We start from the raw sequence: 19,389 nt of genomic DNA, 5'->3' as shown, positions 1-19,389 counted from the left end.
TCCGGCAACCGGCGAAGGCTGCGCTACGACGGGAACGTCAGCGCGAGACCTTGCCGGCCTTGATGCACGAGGTGCAGACGTTGAGCCGCTTCGGCGTCCGCCCGACCACAGCGCGCACCGTCTGGATGTTGGGGTTCCAACGACGGCGAGTGCGGCGGTGCGAGTGCGAAATGTTGTTGCCGAAGCCCGGCCCCTTGCCGCAGACGTCGCAGTTGGCAGCCACGGGTCACTCCAAAGACTTCAGATGCACTTACGGTGAATCCCGGCGCGCCGAGATCAGTGATGACCGGCGGTGCCAGGGTGGGAATGGCCCGATTCTCATCGGGCAACCGGAGCAGCATACAACGACCGCTCCCGTACAACGAAACTACCATGGCGGCCCGGGCCCCCGCCCCGGCCGTTCCCCGGTCCCGCGACTACTCTGCGGTGGCAATTCTTCCGCCCGGCCCGAGGAGGACGCAGGTGCCGCACACCCTCGACGCCACGACGGTGCGCACGTGGTGCGAGCTGGCTCTCGAGGAGCTGGGGCAGGCCCGCGAGGGGCTGGACGCGATCAATGTCTATCCGGTCGCGGACGGTGACACCGGCACCAACCTCTATCTGACCGTCGAGTCGGCGGCCCGCGCGGTGGACGCGGTGTTCGCCACCGGGGACACGGCGCCCGACGGCACCGGCCCGGTCCTGGCCGACGCGGTCCGCGCGATGGCGCACGGCGCGCTGATCGGGGCGCGCGGCAACTCCGGCACCATTCTCGCGCAGCTGCTGCGGGGGATGGCGGAGGTCCTGGCCGACGGGCACCCCGGAGCGGACCGTCACCCGGAGTCCGGAACCGCTCCCTCCGCGGGGAGTCCGCCGGAGGAGGGGACGGACGACGCGGCCTCGCTCCCGGACACCGCGGCCCCCGCACGGACCACCGGCACCCTTACGGACGCCGAGGCGGCCCCGGCCGCTTCTCCGGCGACGGGCCCGGGGCCGGACCCCGCCGCGGACGCCCTGCGCCGCGCGCTCCGGCGGGCCGCGCAATCGGCCTACCGCGCGGTGGCCCACCCCGTGGAGGGCACCGTGCTGACCGTGGCCACCGCCGCCGCCGACGCGGCCGGGCGGGCCGAGGGCAGCGCCGGCGCCGTGGCGCGCGCGGCGTACGAAGGGGCGTGCGCCGCACTGGACGCCACCCCCGGACAACTGGACGTGCTGGCGCGCGCGGGCGTCGTGGACGCGGGCGGCAGCGGCCTGGTGGCCGTGCTGCGGGCGCTCGCGGAGGCGGTGTCCGGAGAACTGCCGATGGGGCTCCCGGGCGGCCCGCACACCCGGCCGCACCGGCCCGCGTCACCGCACCCCGCCCCGGGCGCCCCCGCCGTGCCCTGCGGTCCCGCGCTCTCCGTCCCGGGGCAGCCCGTTCCCGGGCGGCCCGGCGAGGAGCCCCGCCCGGGCCCCGCGTACGAGGTGATCTACCTGCTGGAGGCGTCGGACGAGGCCGTCGCCACCCTGCGCGGGACCCTGGACGCGCTCGGTGACTCCCTCGTCGTGGTCGGCGGGGACGGGCTGTGGAACGTCCATGTGCACGTCGACGACGCGGGCGCCGCCGTGGAGGCCGGGGTCGTCGCCGGGCGGCCGTACCGGATCGCCATCACCCACTTCGCTCCTGCCGCCCCGGTCCGCCCCGCGGACACCGTGGCGGGCACGGCCCCGGCGGGCTCCGTCGCCGGCCCGGAGCGGCGCGGGGAGCGGGAACAGCGCGCGGTCGTCGCCGTCGTCCCCGGCGAAGGGCTCGCCGCGCTGTGCCGCGAGGCCGGCGCGGACGTGGTGTCCTGCCGTCCCGGGGAGCGGCCCGCCGGGGACGAACTCGTGCAGGCCATCCGCCGGGCGCACGCCCACGAGGTCGTCCTGCTGCCCAACGACGGGGAGCTGCGGCACACCGCGGCGGCCGCGGCCGAGCAGGCCCGCGCCGAGGGAGTCCGGGTGGCGCTGATCCCCACCCGCTCCAGCGTCCAGGGCATCGCCGCCCTCGCCGTGCACCAGCCCGGCCGCCGCTTCGACGAGGACGTCGTCGCCATGACCGCCGCCGCCGGTGCCACCCGGCACGCCGAACTGGCCGTCGCGGAGGCCCAGTCGTGGACGATGGCCGGGGTCTGCCAGGCCGGGGACGTCCTCGGCCTGATCGACGGCGATGTGGCGGTCATCGGGCCCGACCTGGCCGGAACCGCCGCCACCGTCCTGGACCGGATGCTGGCCGCGGGCGGGGAGATGGTGACCCTCGTCCTGGGGTCCGGGATCCCCGACGATCTGGCCGACCGCCTCCAGGCGCACGTCCGCGAGCACCATCTCGCCGTCGACACGGTGGTCTACCGGGGCGGCCAGCCGACCGTGCCGCTGCTCATCGGCGTCGAGTGAGGCGCCCCCGGCGGCGCGTGAGCCGTCGGTCCGGACGCCGGCCCGCCCCGGAGCGGCCCGTCGTGGTGTCAGCCGTCGGTGCGGAAGCCGGAAGCCGGAAGCCGGAAGCCGGAAGCCTGACGCCCGGCGCCGGCCCCGCCCAGCGGCCCCGGCGTCACGTCAGCCGTCGGCCCCGGAGCCGTGCACCGGCCTCCACGCGGTGTGCGCGGCGCCCGTGCCCGGCCGCACGCTTCCCGCCCCGCCCATGTCGTGGCGCCCGTCCTGTCACACCGATGGTGTGCAATGGACTGCGTGCCAGCGCTGGATGAATCCCTGAAGAAGACGGTCGGCGGCAACACCGCGAAGGTGATGGCCGACCAGCTCGGCCTGCACACCGTGGGCGACCTGCTGCACCACTACCCGCGGCGGTACGCCGAGCGCGGCGAGCTGACCCGGCTCGCCGACCTGCCCCTGGACGAGCACGTCACCGTCGTCGCCCAGGTCGCCAAGGCCGCGAAGAAGACCTTCAACCACGGCAAGGGCGTCCGCCTGGAGGTCGTGGTGACCGACGGCAGCGGCTCGCTCACCCTGGTGTTCTTCGGCCGTGCGGCCCACCACCACGAGCGCGAACTGCTGCCCGGCCGCCGCGGCATGTTCGCGGGCAAGGTGTCGGTCTTCAACCGCACCCGGCAGCTCGCCCACCCCGACTACGAACTGCTCGACCGGGACAGCGGGACCGACGCCGTCGAGGGCTTCGCCAACCAGCTGCTGCCGCTCTACCCGGCCTGCAAGCAGCTGCCGTCCTGGCGGATCGCCAAGTCGCTCGGCGCACTCCTGGACACCTTCGAGGCCGACGGCTGGCGCGATCTCATCGATCCGCTGCCCACCGCGCTCCGGGAGAACCGGGGCCTGAGCACCCTCCCCGACGCCCTCCGCAAGGTCCACCGGCCGCGCACCAAGGCCGATCTCGCCGATGCCCGCGCCCGGCTGAAGTGGGACGAGGCGTTCGTCCTCCAGGTCGCCCTGGCCCGGCGGCGGTACGCCGACGCGCAGGTCCCGGCCGTGCCCCGGGTCCCCCGCGAGGGCGGCCTGCTGGACGCCTTCGACGCGAAGCTGCCGTTCACCCTCACCGACGGCCAGCGGAAGGTCTCCGCGGAGATCTTCGGCGACCTGGCCACCGAACACCCCATGCACCGGCTGCTCCAGGGCGAGGTCGGCTCCGGCAAGACCATGGTCGCGCTGCGGGCGATGCTCGGCGTCGTCGACGCGGGCGGGCAGGCCGCGATGCTCGCGCCGACCGAGGTCCTGGCCCAGCAGCACCACCGGTCCGTCGTCGAGATGATGGGCGAACTGGCCGAGGGCGGCATGCTGGGCGGGGCCGATCAGGCCACCCGGGTCGTGCTGCTCACCGGCTCGATGGGCGCCGCCGCCCGCCGCAGGGCGCTGCTCGACCTGGCCACCGGCGAGGCCGGGATCGTCATCGGCACCCACGCGCTGATCGAGGACAAGGTCCAGTTCCACGACCTGGGCCTGGTCGTGGTCGACGAGCAGCACCGCTTCGGCGTCGAACAGCGCGACGCCCTGCGCTCCAAGGGCAAGCAGCCGCCCCACCTGCTGGTCATGACCGCGACCCCGATCCCGCGCACCGTCGCCATGACGGTCTTCGGCGACCTGGAGACCTCGGTGCTCGACCAGTTGCCGGCCGGCCGCTCGCCGATCGCCAGCCATGTCGTACCGGCCGCGGACAAGCCGCACTTCCTGGAACGCACCTGGGAGCGGCTGCGGGAGGAGGCGGAGAACGGCCACCAGGCGTACGTCGTGTGCCCGCGCATCGGCGACGAGGAGGACGACGCGGCGGCCCGGAAGGCGGCGGGCAAGGACGCCGCGGACGGCCCGCCCCCCGAGGACGGCGCCGACCGCCGGCCGCCGCTGGCCGTGCTGGACGTCGCCGAACGCCTGGTGAAGGGCCCGCTGAGCGGACTGCGGGTGGAGGTGCTGCACGGCAGGATGCACCCCGACGCCAAGGACGACGTGATGCGCCGCTTCGCCGCGGGCGAGGTGGACGTGCTGGTGGCCACCACGGTCATCGAGGTCGGCGTGAACGTCCCCAACGCCACCGGGATGGTCATCATGGACGCCGACCGCTTCGGCGTCTCCCAGCTGCACCAGCTCCGCGGCCGGGTCGGCCGGGGCAGCGCCGCCGGACTCTGCCTGCTGGTCACGGAGATGCCGGAGGCGAGCCCCGCACGCGCCCGGCTCGACGCGGTCGCCGGCACGCTCGACGGCTTCGAACTGTCCCGGATCGACCTGGAGCAGCGGCGCGAGGGCGACGTTCTCGGCCAGGCACAGTCCGGGGTCCGCTCGTCCCTGCGGATGCTCGCGGTCATCGAGGACGAGGAGGTGATCGCGGCGGCCCGCGAGGAGGCCGTGGCGATCGTCGCCGACGACCCGGAACTCAGCGGATTCCCGGAGCTGCGCACCGCGTTGGACGCCCTGCTGGACGCCGAGCGGGAGCAGTACCTCGACAAGGGCTGAGGGCGCCCGGACCCCCGCGCACGCCGTCCGGCCGGGCGCGGGGCCCCCGCCGCGCGGGAGCCGATCCCCGGGCGGCCGGGCCGAGTTGGGCCGGGGGAGTCGCCGGCGACGGCAGGCCGTGCAGCCGTCCGCACGCCCGCGTGCCTCCCGGCGCCGCCCGCGCCCTCGTCACTCCTGCGTTCCGCCCGCCCGTCTGCCCCGGTCCGCGATTCCGGCCCACGCGCGCACCCTCCGGACGGGCCGCCCCTCGCCCCCGGGCCCGCGAACGCCGCCCGGACCGGCCGTCGCACCCCTCTCCGTCGCCCCGGGGCGCCACCGGCGGCCCACCCGACGCCATATCGTGGGAGCCAGCATCGTGGGAGCCGGCGGCCGCAGGCTCCGCTGCCGCCGCTCCACCCACCGTGACGAAGGGCCGGACCCCATGACCCGCGTGATCGCCGGAGAAGCCGGCGGACGCCGCCTGGCCGTACCCCCGGGCACCGGAACCCGGCCCACCTCCGACCGGGCGCGCGAGGGCCTGTTCTCCACCTGGGGGTCGCTGCTGGGCGATCTGCACGGCATCCGGGTGCTGGACCTCTACGGCGGCTCGGGAGCCGTCGGCCTGGAGGCGCTCTCCCGGGGCGCCGGCCATGTGCTGCTCGTAGAGGCCGACGCCCGCGCCGCCCGCGTCATCCGGGAGAACGTCGGGGTGATCGGCATGCCCGGCGCCGAGGTGCGCGCCGGGAAGGCGGAGCAGATCGTCGCCGGACCGGCCCCCGGCACCCCGTACGACGTGGTCTTCCTCGACCCGCCGTACGCGGTGACGGACGACGATCTCCGCGAGATTCTGATCACACTCCGCGACAGGGGCTGGCTCACCGAGGACGCCCTCGCCACCGTGGAGCGCAGCACCAGAGGCGGCGAATTCCGGTGGCCCGCCGGGTTCGAGGGGCTACGGGCCCGTCGATACGGCGAGGGCACGCTTTGGTACGGTCGCGCCGCCCCGACGCGCACCGGCCAGTCATCCGTCAGCGCGTCATGAACGGACCGGAGAGCGAGGAACCACTGTTGCGCCGCGCAGTCTGTCCGGGGTCCTTCGACCCCGTCACCAATGGACACCTCGACATCATCGGCCGTGCCTCCAAGCTGTACGACGTGGTGCACGTCGCCGTGATGATCAACCAGTCCAAGAAGGGCCTGTTCACCGTCGACGAGCGGATCGACCTGCTCCGCCAGGTCACCGCCGAGTACGGCAACGTCGAGGTCGAGGCCTTCCACGGCCTGCTCGTGGACTTCTGCAAGCAGCGCGACATCCCGGCCATCGTCAAGGGACTCCGCGCGGTGAGCGACTTCGACTACGAACTCCAGATGGCCCAGATGAACAACGGGCTCTCCGGCGTCGAGACGCTCTTCGTGCCCACCAACCCCACCTACAGCTTCCTCTCCTCCAGCCTGGTCAAGGAGGTCGCGGCCTGGGGCGGCGACGTCTCCCACCTGGTGCCGCCGCTGGTGCTGGAAGCCCTCACCGAGCGCCTCGCCGAGCGGAAGTGACGCCTCCGCCCCGCTGACGTTCCCTCAGCAGGTGTCGGCGGGGTGGCGCATGGCCGTACAGTCGTTGGGACCCGAACCGCCGGCCGGCAGTGCACGCCCGGCGGCCGTCGCCCCCGGAACCCCGGCCAGACAAGACTGCGAGCAGCCTCAGTGGACGTGCAGAAGAAGCTCGACGAGATCGTCGAGACCGTCGGCAGCGCCCGGTCCATGCCCATGTCGGCCTCCTGTGTGGTCAACCGCGCCGAGCTGCTGGCCATGCTCGAAGAGGTGCGCGCCGCCCTCCCCGGCTCGCTGGCCGAGGCCCGGGATCTGATCGGCGGCCGCGACCGGATGGTCGAGGAGGCCCAGCGGGAGGCCGAGCGGATCATCGAGTCGGCGCACGCCCACCGCGGCTCGCTGATCTCCGACACCGAGGTGGCCCGGCAGTCCCAGGGCGAGGCCGACCGGATCCTCGCCGACGCGCGCCGCGAGGCCGAGGAGATCCGCGCCGAGGCCGACGACTACGTCGACAGCAAGCTCGCCAACTTCGAGGTCGTCCTCACCAAGACCATCGGCTCCGTCGACCGCGGCCGGGAGAAGCTCCTCGGCCGTGGTCCCGGCCTCGACGAGCAGGGCTACGAGGACGAGGACGCCCCGGAGCGCAGCGCCGACCCGGCGACCCTCCGGGACCGCGCCGACGCCTATGTGGACACCAAGCTGGGTGCCTTCGAGGCCGTGCTCGCCAAGACCCTGGAGGCCGTCGGCCGGGGCCGGCAGAAGCTGCACGGCCGCCAGACCGTCGACGACCTGGGCGCGCACCTGGCCGCCCAGGACGGGATGGTCCAGGCGCCGCAGACCAGTGACGCCGACTACCTGGCCGGTCTGGCCGACGACGGGCAGGCGCCGTTCCCGCAGCAGCCCGCCGCCCCGCCCGCGCAGCAGCCCGCGCCCGGCGTCCCGCAGCAGCCCGGCGTCCCCCACCAGCCCGGGGAGCCGGTGCAGCTGCCCCACCAGGGCCGGCCCGAGCAGGACTACTACACCCCGGCCGCCGCCTATCAGCAGGACCCGTACGGGTACCAGGGCTACGCCGGCCAGGACGCCTACGGATACCCGCAGCAGGACCAGGGCTACGGCTACCAGCAGGCGTACGACCCGAACACCGGCTACCCGGCCCAGCCGGGGCAGCAGCCGCAGCAGCAGCCCGCCGGGGCCCTGGACGAGACCAGCCTCTTCGACACGGGCATGATCGACCTGGACCGGCTCCGGGAGTACGAGCAGGGCCGCTGACCGGGGATCCGGGAGCGGATTGGGCCTCACGCGGCCCGTCCAGTATCCTGGCTGTTCGGTCGCGCGTACGTCCGCGATCTCGGCTGCCCGCATTGCCTCGGCATCGGGCCGCCAGTACCGCAGCGTAGAAAGCAGGAAGCTCTGAACGCCCGCCTCGACCACCGCAACCCACTCGTGTTCGACACACATGAGCTGGGGCGGCGTCCAGGTGCGTTGCAGCGCCTCTCCCGCTCCGTCGACGCCCCCGCGGACCTCGGTGTCGAGGTCATCGGAGTGCCCGGCGACGCGACGGTCGAGCTGGACATCCGCCTCGAGTCGGTCATGGAGGGGGTACTCGTCACGGGTACCGCCCGTGCGCCGCTGACGGGCGAATGCGTAAGGTGTCTGGAGCCGCTGGAGCGTGAGCTCGAGACGGACTTCCAGGAAATGTTCTCCTACCCCGACGCCGATGACCGGAACCGCGAGACGGAATCCGGCGACGACGCCGAGGACGAGGACATGCTCTTCCTCGAGGACGGCCTGTTCGACCTCGAGCCCGTGCTGCGGGACGCGGTGGTGCTCGCACTGCCGCTGCAGCCGGTGTGCCGGGAGGACTGCCCCGGTCTGTGCCCCGAGTGCGGGGCGCGGCTGGCGGACGACCCGGACCACCACCACGACGCCGTCGACACCCGTTGGGCGGCACTGCAGGGACTCGCCGAGACCATCCAGGTCGGCGAGAAGGACGACATGAGCGGCGCCGAAGCGGGCGTCGACGAGAAGCAGGAGAAGTAGCCGTGGCTGTTCCGAAGCGGAAGATGTCGCGCAGCAACACGCGCCACCGCCGGTCGCAGTGGAAGGCTGCGGTCCCCACCCTGGTGGCGTGCGAGCGCTGCCACGAGCCGAAGCAGCAGCACATCGCGTGCCCGAGCTGCGGCACCTACAACCGTCGTCAGGTCCTCGAGGTCTGATCGGCGGGTGACAGGCTCCATGTCAGACGCCAATTCGCCGAACCCTCCCCGCAAACGCGGGGGTGCAGCGGCGCAGCAGGCGGACACGGCCTCGTCCCACACGCTTCTGGAAGGGCGGCTCGGGTATCACCTCGAGTCCGCCCTTCTGGTGCGTGCGCTGACCCACCGCTCCTACGCGTACGAGAACGGCGGTCTGCCCACCAACGAGCGGCTGGAGTTCCTCGGGGACTCCGTGCTCGGCCTGGTGGTCACCGACACGCTGTACCGCATCCACCCCGACCTGCCCGAAGGCCAGCTGGCCAAGCTGCGGGCCGCGGTGGTCAACTCGCGTGCGCTGGCGGAGGTCGGCCGCGGCCTCGAACTCGGTTCCTTCATCCGGCTCGGCCGGGGTGAAGAGGGCACCGGTGGCCGGGACAAGGCGTCGATCCTCGCCGACACCCTCGAAGCGGTGATCGGCGCGGTCTACCTGGACCAGGGACTGGACGCGGCAGGGGAGCTGGTGCACCGGCTCTTCGACCCGCTGATCGAGAAGTCCTCGAACCTCGGCGCGGGCCTGGACTGGAAGACCAGTCTCCAGGAGCTCACCGCCACCGAGGGGCTGGGCGTTCCCGAGTACCTGGTCACCGAGACCGGACCCGACCACGAGAAGACCTTCACGGCTGCTGCCCGCGTCGGTGGTGTCGCGTACGGCACCGGCACCGGCCGCAGCAAGAAGGAAGCCGAGCAGCAGGCCGCCGAGGCGGCCTGGCTCGCGATCCGCGAGGCGGCCGACGCGGCGGCCGTCGCGGCAGCCGAGTCCGGCGCACCGGGGGAGGCGGCCGACAGCGAGGCCGCCGGCTCCGGCGCGGCGCGCCCGGCACAGTAGGACCACCGTCCCCGCCTCCGCCCTCCGGCGGGGGTGCGGACGTCCGCGTGCGGGCCCCCGGGCCCGTGGCGTGAACCGCCCATCCATCCCCAGGGGTGGATGGGCGGCGTACGTTCCGGCCCGTTCCCGCCGGACGGCGCCGTGCACCAGTCGATTTTTCCCCGAGGAGCGCCCCGTGCCCGAGCTGCCCGAGGTCGAGGTCGTCCGCCGCGGACTCCAGCGGTGGATCTCCGGCCGCACGGTCTCCGCGGTCGAGATCCGGCACGCCCGGTCCGTCCGGCGCCATCTGGCCGGGCCGGCCGACTTCGCCGACCGGCTCGTGGGCCGCCGTCTCGGCCCCGCTCACCGCCGCGGCAAGTACCTCTGGATACCCGTCGAGGACACCGGAACCTCGGTCCTCGGCCACCTCGGGATGAGCGGCCAGCTGCTCGTCCAGCCGCACGACGCCCCCGACGAGACCCATCTGCGGATCCGGGTGCGGTTCGCCGACGACGACCCCACCGAGCTGCGCTTCGTCGACCAGCGCACCTTCGGCGGGCTCTCGCTGCACACCCAGGTCGCCGGCGATCCGGATGGGCTGCCCGACGCCATCGCGCACATCGCCCGGGACCCGCTCGACCCGGCGTTCGACGAGCCGGCCTTCCACGCCGCGCTGCGCCGCCGCCGGACCACGGTGAAGCGGGCGCTGCTCGACCAGTCGCTGATCAGCGGCGTCGGCAACATCTACGCGGACGAGGCGCTGTGGCGGGCGAAGCTCCACTACGAGCGGCCGACCGCGGGCATGACCCGGCCCCGCACCGCCGAACTGCTCGGGCACATCCGGGACGTGATGAACGCGGCCCTCGCCGTCGGCGGCACCAGCTTCGACAGCCTCTACGTCAATGTGAACGGCGAGTCCGGGTACTTCGACCGCTCCCTCGACGCGTACGGCCGCGAGGACGAGCCCTGCCGCCGGTGCGGTACGGCCATCCGGCGCCGCCCGTGGATGAACCGCTCCAGCTACTACTGCCCCCGCTGCCAGCGGCCTCCGGCGCGCCGCGTCCTGCCGCCGCGCTGAGGCCGGGGGCCGGTCCCGGCGCGGGTGAGCCAACGACCGTCGCAGATTGCCTATATTCAATGAGGTTTGTCCCGTTTTAGGGATTCCTCATATGCATATGCGGAGGCGATGGTGACGGACGCTCCCACGGTGGTTGGCCCGGAACAGCCGAGGACGGCGAGCGAAGCAGCGCCGACGCCGCGAGGAAGCCACCCCGCAGCGGCCCCCGCACCCCTGGAACGAGCCGTGCGCTGGCACCGGCCGCGGACCTGGCCGCGCGACTGGCTGCTGCTCGCCGGGTACTGGGCGGCGTCCCGGCTGGTGATGCTCGCCCTGCTCCGGCAGGGCCACGGCGACATCGCCGGCGAGGTCCACGTGCTCTACCAGCGCTGGGACGGCCGGCTCCGGGACGGCACGTTCCCCGTCGGGGACGTCGCCTGGCAGTACCCGCCCGGCGCCGCGATGGTGATGATCGCCCCCGGGCTGCTGCCCCTCCTCACCTACCTCCAGGGCTTCGTCCTGCTGATGCTCGCCTCCGACGCCGTGGTCGGGCTGGCGCTGGTACGGGCCGCGCACCGCGGCGTCGGCCGCAGCCTGGGCGGCGCCTGGATCTGGGTCCTGGGACTGCCCCTGCTCCTCAGCCTGCCGTACGCCCGCTACGACGTCCTCGTCACCGGAATCGCCGTCCTCGCTCTGCTGGCCCTCGCCGGCCGGCCGCGGCTGGGCGGGGTGCTGGCCGGTCTCGCCGCGGTGATCAAGGTGTGGCCGGTCCTGACGGTGCTGGGCACCCCGCGCGGCCGGACCACCCGGGAGACCTGGCTGGCGCTCACCGCCGCCGCCGGGGTGCTGCTGCTGGTGCTCGCGGCGGGCTTCCGCGGGGCGTTCGACTTCCTCTTCGCCCAGCAGGAGCGGGGCGTGGAGATCGAGTCCATGGGCGGCGCCGTGCTGCACGCGGCGCGGGTGCTCGGCTGGCCGGGCGAGGTGCGGCACCAGTACGGCTCGTTCGAGTTCGTCGGGCCCTATGTCTCCTCGGTCGCCCTGGCCTCGGTGCTGCTCACCGTGGTGGCCTTCGGCTGGCTGCTGCTGTGGCGGGTGCGGGCCCGCCGCTGGACCGACGCCACCCCGTACGACGCGGCTCTCGCGGCCGTCCTGCTCTTCACCGCCACCAGCCGGGTGATCAGCCCGCAGTACCTGATCTGGCTGATCGGCCTCGCCGCGGTCTGCCTCACCGTCGGCCGGACCACCCAGCGCCCGGTCGCGGTCCTGCTGCTGCTGGTGGCGGCGCTGACCACCGTCGACTACCCGCTCTTCTTCGGCGCGGTGCTCAACAGCTCCTGGCAGGGGGTGGCGGTGCTGGGCCTGCGGAACCTGCTCCTCCTGGCGGCCGCGCTGCTCTCCTGCGCCCGGCTGTGGCGGGCGACCGTCCCCCGCCGCTCCGCCCGGCCCGCTCCGGTGCCGTAGTCCGGTGGCTCGACCTGGAGGCCGGCCACGGCGTGGAGGCCGCCCGCGCAGTGTGGGCAGGGGCCGGTCAGCGGTACGGCGAGGGGCCGGTCAGTAGCCGAAGTCCTGGGTCCACCAGGGGCCGCCGTCCCCGTAGTGCGTTCCGACCCCGAGGGTCCGGTAGCCGCAGTTGAGGATGTTGGCGCGGTGCCCCGGGCTGTCCATCCAGGCGTCCATCACCGCCGCGGCGTCCCGCTGTCCGCGCGCGATGTTCTCGCCGCCCAGCAGCGCGCCGATGCCCTGGCCCTTGGCCCGGTCCCACGGGGTGGCCCCGTCCGGGTCGGTGTGGTCGAAGAAGTCCCGGTCCGCCATGTCCTCGCTGAAGTCGTCGGCCAGCCCGCCGAGTCTCCGGTCGGGCTTCACCGGCCGGCAGCCCGCCCGGGCCCGCTCGTGGTTGACCAGCTTCAGCACCTCGGCCTCGGCCGCCTCCTCGCCGGCCGGACGCTCCGGCCCGGCGGAAGCGGGCTTCCCCTTCTCCTCGCCGGCGGTCCCGGACGGGGTGGCGGGGGAGTCCTCGGCCGGCGCGGACGAGGACGGCCGCTCGGGCGTCTTCCCGGACGGCGCGGCCGGGGTGCCGGGGCGGGAGGAGGGGCCGCCGGGGGCCTCGCTGCGTCCGCTTCCGCGGTCCGCGGGCGCCGAGCTCCGGCCGGTCGGCCGCGTGGCGGGCGTGTCCCGGGGCTGCTGCTCGGGAAGGTCCCCGGTCCGCACCCGGCTGCCCGGCGTCTCGCTCCCGACGGTGTACTCGCCGCCCTGACCGGGCAGCAGCCCGGAGGTCACGGCCGCGGCCCCCACCGCGACGGCGGCGGACACCCCCAGCAGACCGGTCCGAACCGGTGCGGCGACCCGCTGCCCGCCCCGGTGCCGCGCCGGATTCCCGGCGGGCAGCGCCTCGGGGGCGGTGCGTCGGTGGCGGCCCATCGCAGCGTTCCTCCACGTGATCCCGGTCCCTCACTCCTCCGGGTGAGGTTCCTTGACCGGGGACTGTACGCCATGGGGGACGGGGCCGCCGGGCCCCGCGGGCAATTGGCCGGTTAGCGTGCCGGTCATGAACGAAGATGTCCGCCTCACCGCATGGGTCCGCGGCCGCGTCCAGGGCGTCGGCTTCCGCTGGTTCACCCGTGCCAACGCCCTGGAGATCGGTGACCTGCGCGGCTTCGCGTCGAACCGCCCCGACGGGCGGGTCCAGGTCGTCGCCGAGGGCCCCCGGCACAGCTGCGAGAAGCTGCTCGCCTGGCTCAGCACGGGCGACACGCCCGGCCGGGTCGACGGCGTGACCGAGATCTGGGACACACCCCGGGGCGTCTACGACACCTTCGCGATCCGCTGAGGAACCCCTCCGGCCCACGCTCCCGGGCCGCGCGACGGCGGCCCGAGAGATGCCCTGGGCATGTGCGCAGGAGACGGATGACCTGGTGGTTGCCAAGAACGCCGGGTCGTGCAAGGCTGCCGTCCCAAGAGTTGATCTCCACGCCCCGCGGGCCCCCTGGAGAGAGCAGCGCCGCGCCGTCCCCGCCGCGTGCTCCCAGGCCGCCCGAGGATACGGGGCGTGATCGTGTTGACCCTCAAACCATTTGGTGAGACGCTGGAATCCCCGCGCACCCTACCTGTTTGACATCGAGATCCGCGATGATGACGGACATGCGGGTGCGAATCCCTCACGACCCACCACCGCTACGGTCGGTCACTCAGTGTGGAGGACCATCCATCATGGCAAAGGCGCTTCTCGGTTACGTCGGCGGCTCCGACCCGCGACTCCTCGCCGAGATGCGACGGCTCCAGCAGCGCGTACAGGACCTCGAGTCCGAGCTCGTACGGATTCAGGCCGAGAACGACGCGCTGTCCGCCGCCGCGCACCACGGTGACTCGCTGCTCGACAGCATTGACATCGACGTACCCCAGGCGGAGCCTGCGCTCACCTGACCTCAGCCCCAGGCCGGTCGGGCTGCACGTCAGCCGCTTGAAGAATCTTCAAGGGACGCCTCAGGCGTCCCTTCTTTCTTTTCCGCCCGGTGCGGGCGCCTCCCTCTTCGACTGATGTGCCCTGCGTTTCCCACGGTGAAACTCCCTGGTGAAGCCCGACCCCGAAGGTAGAGTCCGACGGCGTGCACCTCAAGAGCCTGACCCTGCGTGGATTCAAATCCTTCGCTTCGGCCACGACGCTCCGCTTCGAACCGGGCATCACCTGCGTGGTGGGCCCCAACGGCTCCGGCAAGTCGAACGTCGTGGACGCGCTGTCCTGGGTCATGGGCGAGCAGGGGGCCAAGTCGCTGCGGGGCGGCAAGATGGAGGACGTCATTTTCGCCGGGACGACCGGCCGCCCGCCGCTCGGCCGGGCCGAGGTGTCCCTGACCATCGACAACGCCGACGGCGCGCTGCCCATCGACTACGCCGAGGTCACCATCACGCGGATCATGTTCCGCAACGGCGGCAGCGAGTACCAGATCAACGGGGACACCTGCCGGCTGCTGGACATCCAGGAGCTGCTCTCCGACTCCGGTATCGGCCGGGAGATGCACGTCATCGTCGGCCAGGGCCAGCTCGACTCCGTGCTGCACGCCGACCCGATGGGCCGCCGGGCCTTCATCGAGGAGGCCGCGGGGGTCCTCAAGCACCGCAAGCGCAAGGAGAAGGCGCTGCGGAAGCTCGACGCGATGCAGGGCAACCTCGCGCGGGTGCAGGACCTGACCGACGAACTGCGCCGCCAGCTCAAACCGCTCGGCCGGCAGGCCGCGGTGGCCCGCCGGGCCGTCGTCATCCAGGCCGATCTGCGGGACGCGCGGCTCCGGCTCCTCGCCGACGACCTGGTCACCCTCCAGGAGGCGCTGCGCGCCGAGGTCGCCGACGAGGCGGCCCTCAAGGAGCGCAAGGAGGCCGCGGAGGCCCATCTGCGGGCGGCGCAGCAGCGCGAGGCGGCGCTCGAGGAGGAGGTGCGGGTGCTGGCGCCGCGGCTCCAGCGGGCGCAGCAGACCTGGTACGAGATGCAGCAGCTCGCCGAGCGGGTGCGCGGCACGATCAGCCTCGCCGACGCCCGGGTGAAGAGCGCGACGGCAGCTCCCGCGGAGGAGCGCCGCGGCCGGGACCCGGAGGACATGGAGCGCGAGGCGGCGCGGATCCGTGAGCAGGAGGCGGAACTGGAGGCGGCGCTGGAGGCCGCCCACCGGGCGCTCGACGACACCGTGGCCCACCGGGCGGAACTGGAGCGCGAGCTGGCGCAGGAGGAGCGGCGGCTCAAGGACGCCGCCCGCGCCATCGCCGACCGACGGGAGGGGCTGGCCCGGCTGCACGGCCAGGTCAACGCGGCCCGGAGCCGCGCCGGATCGGCCCAGGCCGAGATCGACCGGCTGGCGCTGGCCCGCGACGAGGCCCGGCAGCGGGCGGTCACCGCACAGGAGGAGTACGAGCAGCTCCGGGCCGAGGTCGACGGGCTCGACGCGGACGACGCCGAGCTCTCCGCCCGTCACGACCAGGCCAAGGAGGACCTCGCCGCCGCCGAGTCCGCGCTGGGCGCCGCCCGTGAGGCGGCGACCGCGGCCGAGCGCCGGCGCGCCGCGACCGCGGCCCGCCACGAGGCCCTGGCGCTGGGACTGCGCCGCAAGGACGGCACCGGCGCGCTGCTCGGTGCCCGGGACCGGCTGACCGGACTGCTGGGCCCCGCCGCCGAACTGCTCACCGTCACACCGGGATACGAGGTGCCGGTCGCCGCCGCGCTGGGCGCCGCGGCCGACGCCGTCGCCGTCGGCGACACCGCGACGGCGGCCGAGGCCCTCCGGCTGCTCCGCAAGCAGGACGCGGGCCGCGCGGCCATACTGCTGGGCGCGGAGTCCGACGGGGCCGGTGGAGCAGCGGAGGCCCCCCGTCCGCCCGACGGCCGCCCGTACGCCGCGGAGCTGGTGAGCGGCCCGGCCGGGCTGATGCCCGCGGTGCGCCGCATGCTGCGCGACATCGTGGTCGTCGGAACGCTGGAGGACGCCGAGGACCTGGTCGCCGCGCAGCCGGGCCTGATCGCGGTGACCGGGGAGGGCGACCTGCTCGGCGCGCACTTCGCGCACGGCGGCTCCGCCGGTGCGCCCAGCCTGCTCGAGGTCCAGGCCTCCGTCGACGAGGCCGCGGCCGAGCTCGAGGAGCTGGCGGTGCGGTGCGAGGAACTGGCGGCGGAGCAGCACCGGGCCCAGGAGCGGCGCACCGCGTGCGTCGCGTCGGTGGAGGAGCTGGCCGCCCGGCGCAGCACGGCCGACCGGGAGAAGTCGACCGTCGCCCAGTCCCTGGGCCGGCTGTCCGGGCAGGCGCGGGGCGCGGCCGGCGAGGCCGAGCGGATGACGGCGGCCGCCGCCAAGGCCGAGGAGGCGTTGCTGCGGGCCCGGGAGGAGGCCGAGGAGCTCGGCGAGCGGCTGGCGGTGGCCGAGGAGCAGTCCTCGCTCGCCGACGGGGAGGAACCGGACACCTCGGTCCGGGACCGGCTGGCCGCCGACGGCGCCAACGCCCGGCAGACGGAGATGGAGGCGCGCCTTCAGGCCCGTACCCACGAGGAACGTGTCAAGGGGCTTGCGGGGCGGGCCGACGCGCTCGACCGGGGCGCGCGCGCCGAGCGTGAGGCCCGGGCGCGCGCCGAGCAGCGGCGTGCCCGCCTCCGTCACGAGGCCGCGGTCGCCACCGCGGTCGCGGACGGCGCCCGCCAACTGCTCGCGCACATCGAGGTGTCGCTGGTCCGGGCGGAGGCGGAGCGGACGGCCGCCGAGCAGGCCAAGGCGGAGCGCGAGGGCGCGCTGGCCGCCGAGCGCAACCGGGGCCGCGATCTCAAGGGCGAGCTGGACAAGCTGACCGACTCGGTGCACCGGGGCGAGGTGCTGGGGGCGGAGAAGCGGCTGCGGGTCGAGCAGCTGGAGACGAAGGCGCTGGAGGAGCTCGGTGTCGAACCGGCCGGTCTGGTCGCCGAGTACGGGCCGGACCAGCTCGTGCCCCCGTCGCCGCCGGCGGAGGGCGAGGAGCTGCCGGAGGACCCGGAGCATCCGCGCAACCGGCCGGTGCCCTTTGTCCGTGCGCAGCAGGAGAAGCGGCTCAAGGCGGCCGAGCGGGCGTACCAGCAGCTGGGCAAGGTGAACCCGCTGGCCCTGGAGGAGTACGCGGCCCTGGAGGAGCGGCACAAGTTCCTGACCGAGCAGCTGGAGGACCTGAAGAAGACCCGGGCCGACCTGTTGCAGGTGGTCAGGGAGGTCGACGAGCGGGTGGAGCAGGTGTTCACCGAGGCGTACCGGGACACCGCCCGCGAGTTCGAGGGAGTGTTCTCCCGCCTCTTCCCGGGCGGTGACGGGCGGCTGATCCTCACCGACCCCGACAACATGCTGACCACCGGGGTGGACGTCGAGGCCCGCCCGCCCGGCAAGAAGGTGAAGCGGCTCTCGTTGCTGTCCGGTGGGGAGCGGTCGCTCACCGCGGTGGCGATGCTCGTGTCGATCTTCAAGGCCCGGCCCAGCCCGTTCTATGTGATGGACGAGGTCGAGGCGGCCCTCGACGACACCAATCTGCAGCGGCTGATCCGGATCATGGAGGAGCTCCAGGAGAGCTCCCAGCTGATTGTGATCACCCATCAGAAGCGCACGATGGAGGTCGCGGACGCCCTCTACGGGGTCTCGATGCAGGGCGACGGCGTCTCGAAGGTCATCAGTCAGCGATTGCGCTGAGTGCTCAGTCTCTAACCTTCAAGTCTTGAACGCGACCCTCGATGGGCATCGGGGAAACATCTTGGTCACGACCTATTGACTTAGAAACTTGAAGGAATAGTCTCTGCAACGTTCCTTTTACCTTCAAGTGGTGGCTGCCTGATTGCACCCCACTGGAAGTCCCCTCAAACCCGGCGACGCGGCCGGGCTCCAGGAGTAAACGTTGACCAGCACCGCGCAGCCACCTGCGACAGAAGGCCGTAAGGCCCGACCGGAGCACCTCGGCCACGTCATCTTCATCACGGCCGCAGCCGCCATGGGCGGGTTCCTCTTCGGATACGACAGTTCGGTGATCAACGGCGCCGTCGAGGCCATCCGCGGCCGCTTCGACGTCGGCTCGTCGACGCTCGCCCAGGTGATCGCGGCCGCGCTGATCGGCTGCGCCGTCGGTGCCGCCACCGCGGGCCGCCTCGCCGACCGCATCGGCCGCATCCGCGTCATGCAGATCGCGGCGCTCCTGTTCACCGTGAGCGCGGTCGGCTCGGCCGTGCCGACCGGCCTCTGGGACCTCGCCCTGTGGCGCGTCCTGGGCGGCGTCGCCATCGGTATGGCGTCCGTCATCGGCCCGGCCTACATCGCCGAGGTCGCCCCGCCCGCCTACCGCGGCCGGCTCGCCTCGTTCCAGCAGGCCGCCATCGTCATCGGCATCGCCGTCTCCCAGCTGGTGAACTGGGCCATCCTCAACACGGCCGACGGTGACCAGCGCGGTGAGATAGCCGGCCTCGAGGCCTGGCAGTGGATGCTCGGCGTGATGGTCGTCCCGGCGGTCGTCTACGGGCTGCTCTCCTTCGTGATCCCCGAGTCGCCGCGCTTCCTGATCGCGGCCGGGCGCCACGACGCGGCCCGCAAGGTCCTGGCGGAGGTCGAGGGCAAGAACGTCGATCTCGACGTCCGCGTCGACGAGATCGAGACCGCGATGCACAGCGAGGAGAAGTCCACCTTCAAGGACCTCCTCGGCGGCCGTCTCGGCCTGCTGCCGATCGTCTGGATCGGTATCGGCCTCTCGGTCTTCCAGCAGCTCGTCGGCATCAACGTGATCTTCTACTACTCGTCGTCGCTGTGGCAGTCCGTCGGCATCGACCCGAGCAGCTCGTTCCTGTACTCCTTCACCACGTCGATCATCAACATCCTCGGCACCGTGATCGCGATGATCTTCGTCGACCGCATCGGCCGCAAGCCGCTCGCGCTGATCGGCTCCGCCGGTATGGCGGTCTCGCTCGGCCTCGCCGCCTGGGCCTTCTCGTTCAAGACCGGCACCGGCACCGATATCACCATGCCCGACCTGCAGGGCACCGTGGCCCTGGTCGCCGCCCACGCCTTCGTGCTCTTCTTCGCCCTCTCGTGGGGCGTGGTCGTCTGGGTGCTGCTCGGCGAGATGTTCCCCAACAAGATCCGTGCCGCGGCCCTCGGTGTCGCCGCCTCCGCCCAGTGGGTGGCCAACTGGGTGATCACCGTGACGTTCCCGTCCCTCTCGGACTGGAACCTGTCCGGCGCCTACGTGATCTACACGGTCTTCGCCGTGCTCTCGATCCCCTTCATCCTCAAGTGGGTGCCGGAGACCAAGGGCAAGGCGTTGGAGGAGATGGGCTAAATCCCCCGCTGCCCCTCTCCTCGCGACAGGTG

The 19,389-nt window shown here is 73.3% G+C and carries 16 protein-coding genes; 14 read left to right on the top strand and 2 right to left on the bottom strand.

Annotated elements, in window-relative coordinates; translation table 11 throughout:
* Window positions 1-37 precede the first annotated feature (37 nt).
* Window positions 38-223: a 50S ribosomal protein L28 gene (gene rpmB / locus ACFYYR_RS12510; protein WP_009714771.1), complete on the bottom strand. Its 186-nt coding sequence runs from the start codon at window positions 221-223 to the stop codon at window positions 38-40.
* A 239-nt stretch (window positions 224-462) separates the two neighbouring features.
* Between rpmB and ACFYYR_RS12505 the strand changes: the two genes are divergently transcribed.
* The 10 genes from ACFYYR_RS12505 (at window position 463) to ACFYYR_RS12460 (ending at window position 12,010) form a co-directional block, all read left to right on the top strand.
* Window positions 463-2,391: a DAK2 domain-containing protein gene (locus ACFYYR_RS12505; protein WP_388850662.1), complete on the top strand. Its 1,929-nt coding sequence runs from the start codon at window positions 463-465 to the stop codon at window positions 2,389-2,391.
* Between the two features lie 282 nt (window positions 2,392-2,673).
* Window positions 2,674-4,905: an ATP-dependent DNA helicase RecG gene (gene recG, locus ACFYYR_RS12500; RefSeq protein WP_388850659.1), complete on the top strand. Its 2,232-nt coding sequence runs from the start codon at window positions 2,674-2,676 to the stop codon at window positions 4,903-4,905.
* Window positions 4,906-5,326: 421 nt separating this feature from the next.
* Window positions 5,327-5,926: a 16S rRNA (guanine(966)-N(2))-methyltransferase RsmD gene (rsmD, locus tag ACFYYR_RS12495; protein WP_388850656.1), complete on the top strand. Its 600-nt coding sequence runs from the start codon at window positions 5,327-5,329 to the stop codon at window positions 5,924-5,926.
* Window positions 5,927-5,952: 26 nt separating this feature from the next.
* Window positions 5,953-6,435 carry a pantetheine-phosphate adenylyltransferase gene (coaD, locus tag ACFYYR_RS12490; protein ID WP_388850653.1) on the top strand — a complete coding sequence of 161 codons (483 nt, stop codon included), beginning with the start codon at window positions 5,953-5,955 and terminating at the stop codon, window positions 6,433-6,435.
* Between the two features lie 150 nt (window positions 6,436-6,585).
* Window positions 6,586-7,701: a cell division initiation protein gene (locus tag ACFYYR_RS12485; RefSeq protein ID WP_388850650.1), complete on the top strand. Its 1,116-nt coding sequence runs from the start codon at window positions 6,586-6,588 to the stop codon at window positions 7,699-7,701.
* A 141-nt stretch (window positions 7,702-7,842) separates the two neighbouring features.
* Window positions 7,843-8,472 (top strand): YceD family protein, encoded by a 630-nt coding sequence (locus ACFYYR_RS12480; protein WP_388851363.1) that lies wholly within the window; start codon window positions 7,843-7,845, stop codon window positions 8,470-8,472.
* Between the two features lie 2 nt (window positions 8,473-8,474).
* On the top strand, window positions 8,475-8,648 hold the full coding sequence (gene rpmF, locus ACFYYR_RS12475) for a 50S ribosomal protein L32 (protein ID WP_009714764.1): 174 nt from the start codon (window positions 8,475-8,477) through the stop codon (window positions 8,646-8,648).
* 19 nt (window positions 8,649-8,667) lie between these two features.
* On the top strand, window positions 8,668-9,513 hold the full coding sequence (gene rnc, locus ACFYYR_RS12470) for a ribonuclease III (protein WP_388850647.1): 846 nt from the start codon (window positions 8,668-8,670) through the stop codon (window positions 9,511-9,513).
* Between the two features lie 175 nt (window positions 9,514-9,688).
* Window positions 9,689-10,570: a bifunctional DNA-formamidopyrimidine glycosylase/DNA-(apurinic or apyrimidinic site) lyase gene (mutM, locus tag ACFYYR_RS12465; protein ID WP_388850644.1), complete on the top strand. Its 882-nt coding sequence runs from the start codon at window positions 9,689-9,691 to the stop codon at window positions 10,568-10,570.
* Window positions 10,571-10,795: 225 nt separating this feature from the next.
* Window positions 10,796-12,010 (top strand): glycosyltransferase 87 family protein, encoded by a 1,215-nt coding sequence (locus tag ACFYYR_RS12460; RefSeq protein WP_388850641.1) that lies wholly within the window; start codon window positions 10,796-10,798, stop codon window positions 12,008-12,010.
* Between the two features lie 90 nt (window positions 12,011-12,100).
* On the opposite strand, the gene ACFYYR_RS12455 is transcribed toward ACFYYR_RS12460, so the two are convergent.
* Window positions 12,101-12,967, bottom strand: a complete 867-nt coding sequence (locus ACFYYR_RS12455; protein WP_388850638.1) for a CAP domain-containing protein — start codon at window positions 12,965-12,967, stop codon at window positions 12,101-12,103.
* Between the two features lie 127 nt (window positions 12,968-13,094).
* Between ACFYYR_RS12455 and ACFYYR_RS12450 the strand changes: the two genes are divergently transcribed.
* From ACFYYR_RS12450 to ACFYYR_RS12435, 4 genes are all read left to right on the top strand, one after another.
* Window positions 13,095-13,376, top strand: a complete 282-nt coding sequence (locus tag ACFYYR_RS12450; RefSeq protein WP_388850635.1) for an acylphosphatase — start codon at window positions 13,095-13,097, stop codon at window positions 13,374-13,376.
* 380 nt (window positions 13,377-13,756) lie between these two features.
* Entirely contained in the window at window positions 13,757-13,969 is a 213-nt protein-coding gene (locus ACFYYR_RS12445) for a hypothetical protein (RefSeq protein ID WP_388850633.1), read from the top strand.
* A 182-nt stretch (window positions 13,970-14,151) separates the two neighbouring features.
* Window positions 14,152-17,727: a chromosome segregation protein SMC gene (gene smc, locus ACFYYR_RS12440; RefSeq protein ID WP_388850630.1), complete on the top strand. Its 3,576-nt coding sequence runs from the start codon at window positions 14,152-14,154 to the stop codon at window positions 17,725-17,727.
* 202 nt (window positions 17,728-17,929) lie between these two features.
* A complete protein-coding gene (locus ACFYYR_RS12435; protein ID WP_388850627.1) occupies window positions 17,930-19,357 on the top strand; it encodes a sugar porter family MFS transporter in 1,428 nt (475 codons plus the stop codon).
* Window positions 19,358-19,389: the final 32 nt, after the last annotated feature.

It is taken from the genome of Streptomyces sp. NPDC001922, assembly GCF_042891165.1.
Lineage (GTDB): Bacteria > Actinomycetota > Actinomycetes > Streptomycetales > Streptomycetaceae > Streptomyces.
The sequence above is the reverse complement of the archived record's forward strand: the minus strand, read 5'-3'. Positions and strand labels throughout refer to the sequence as shown.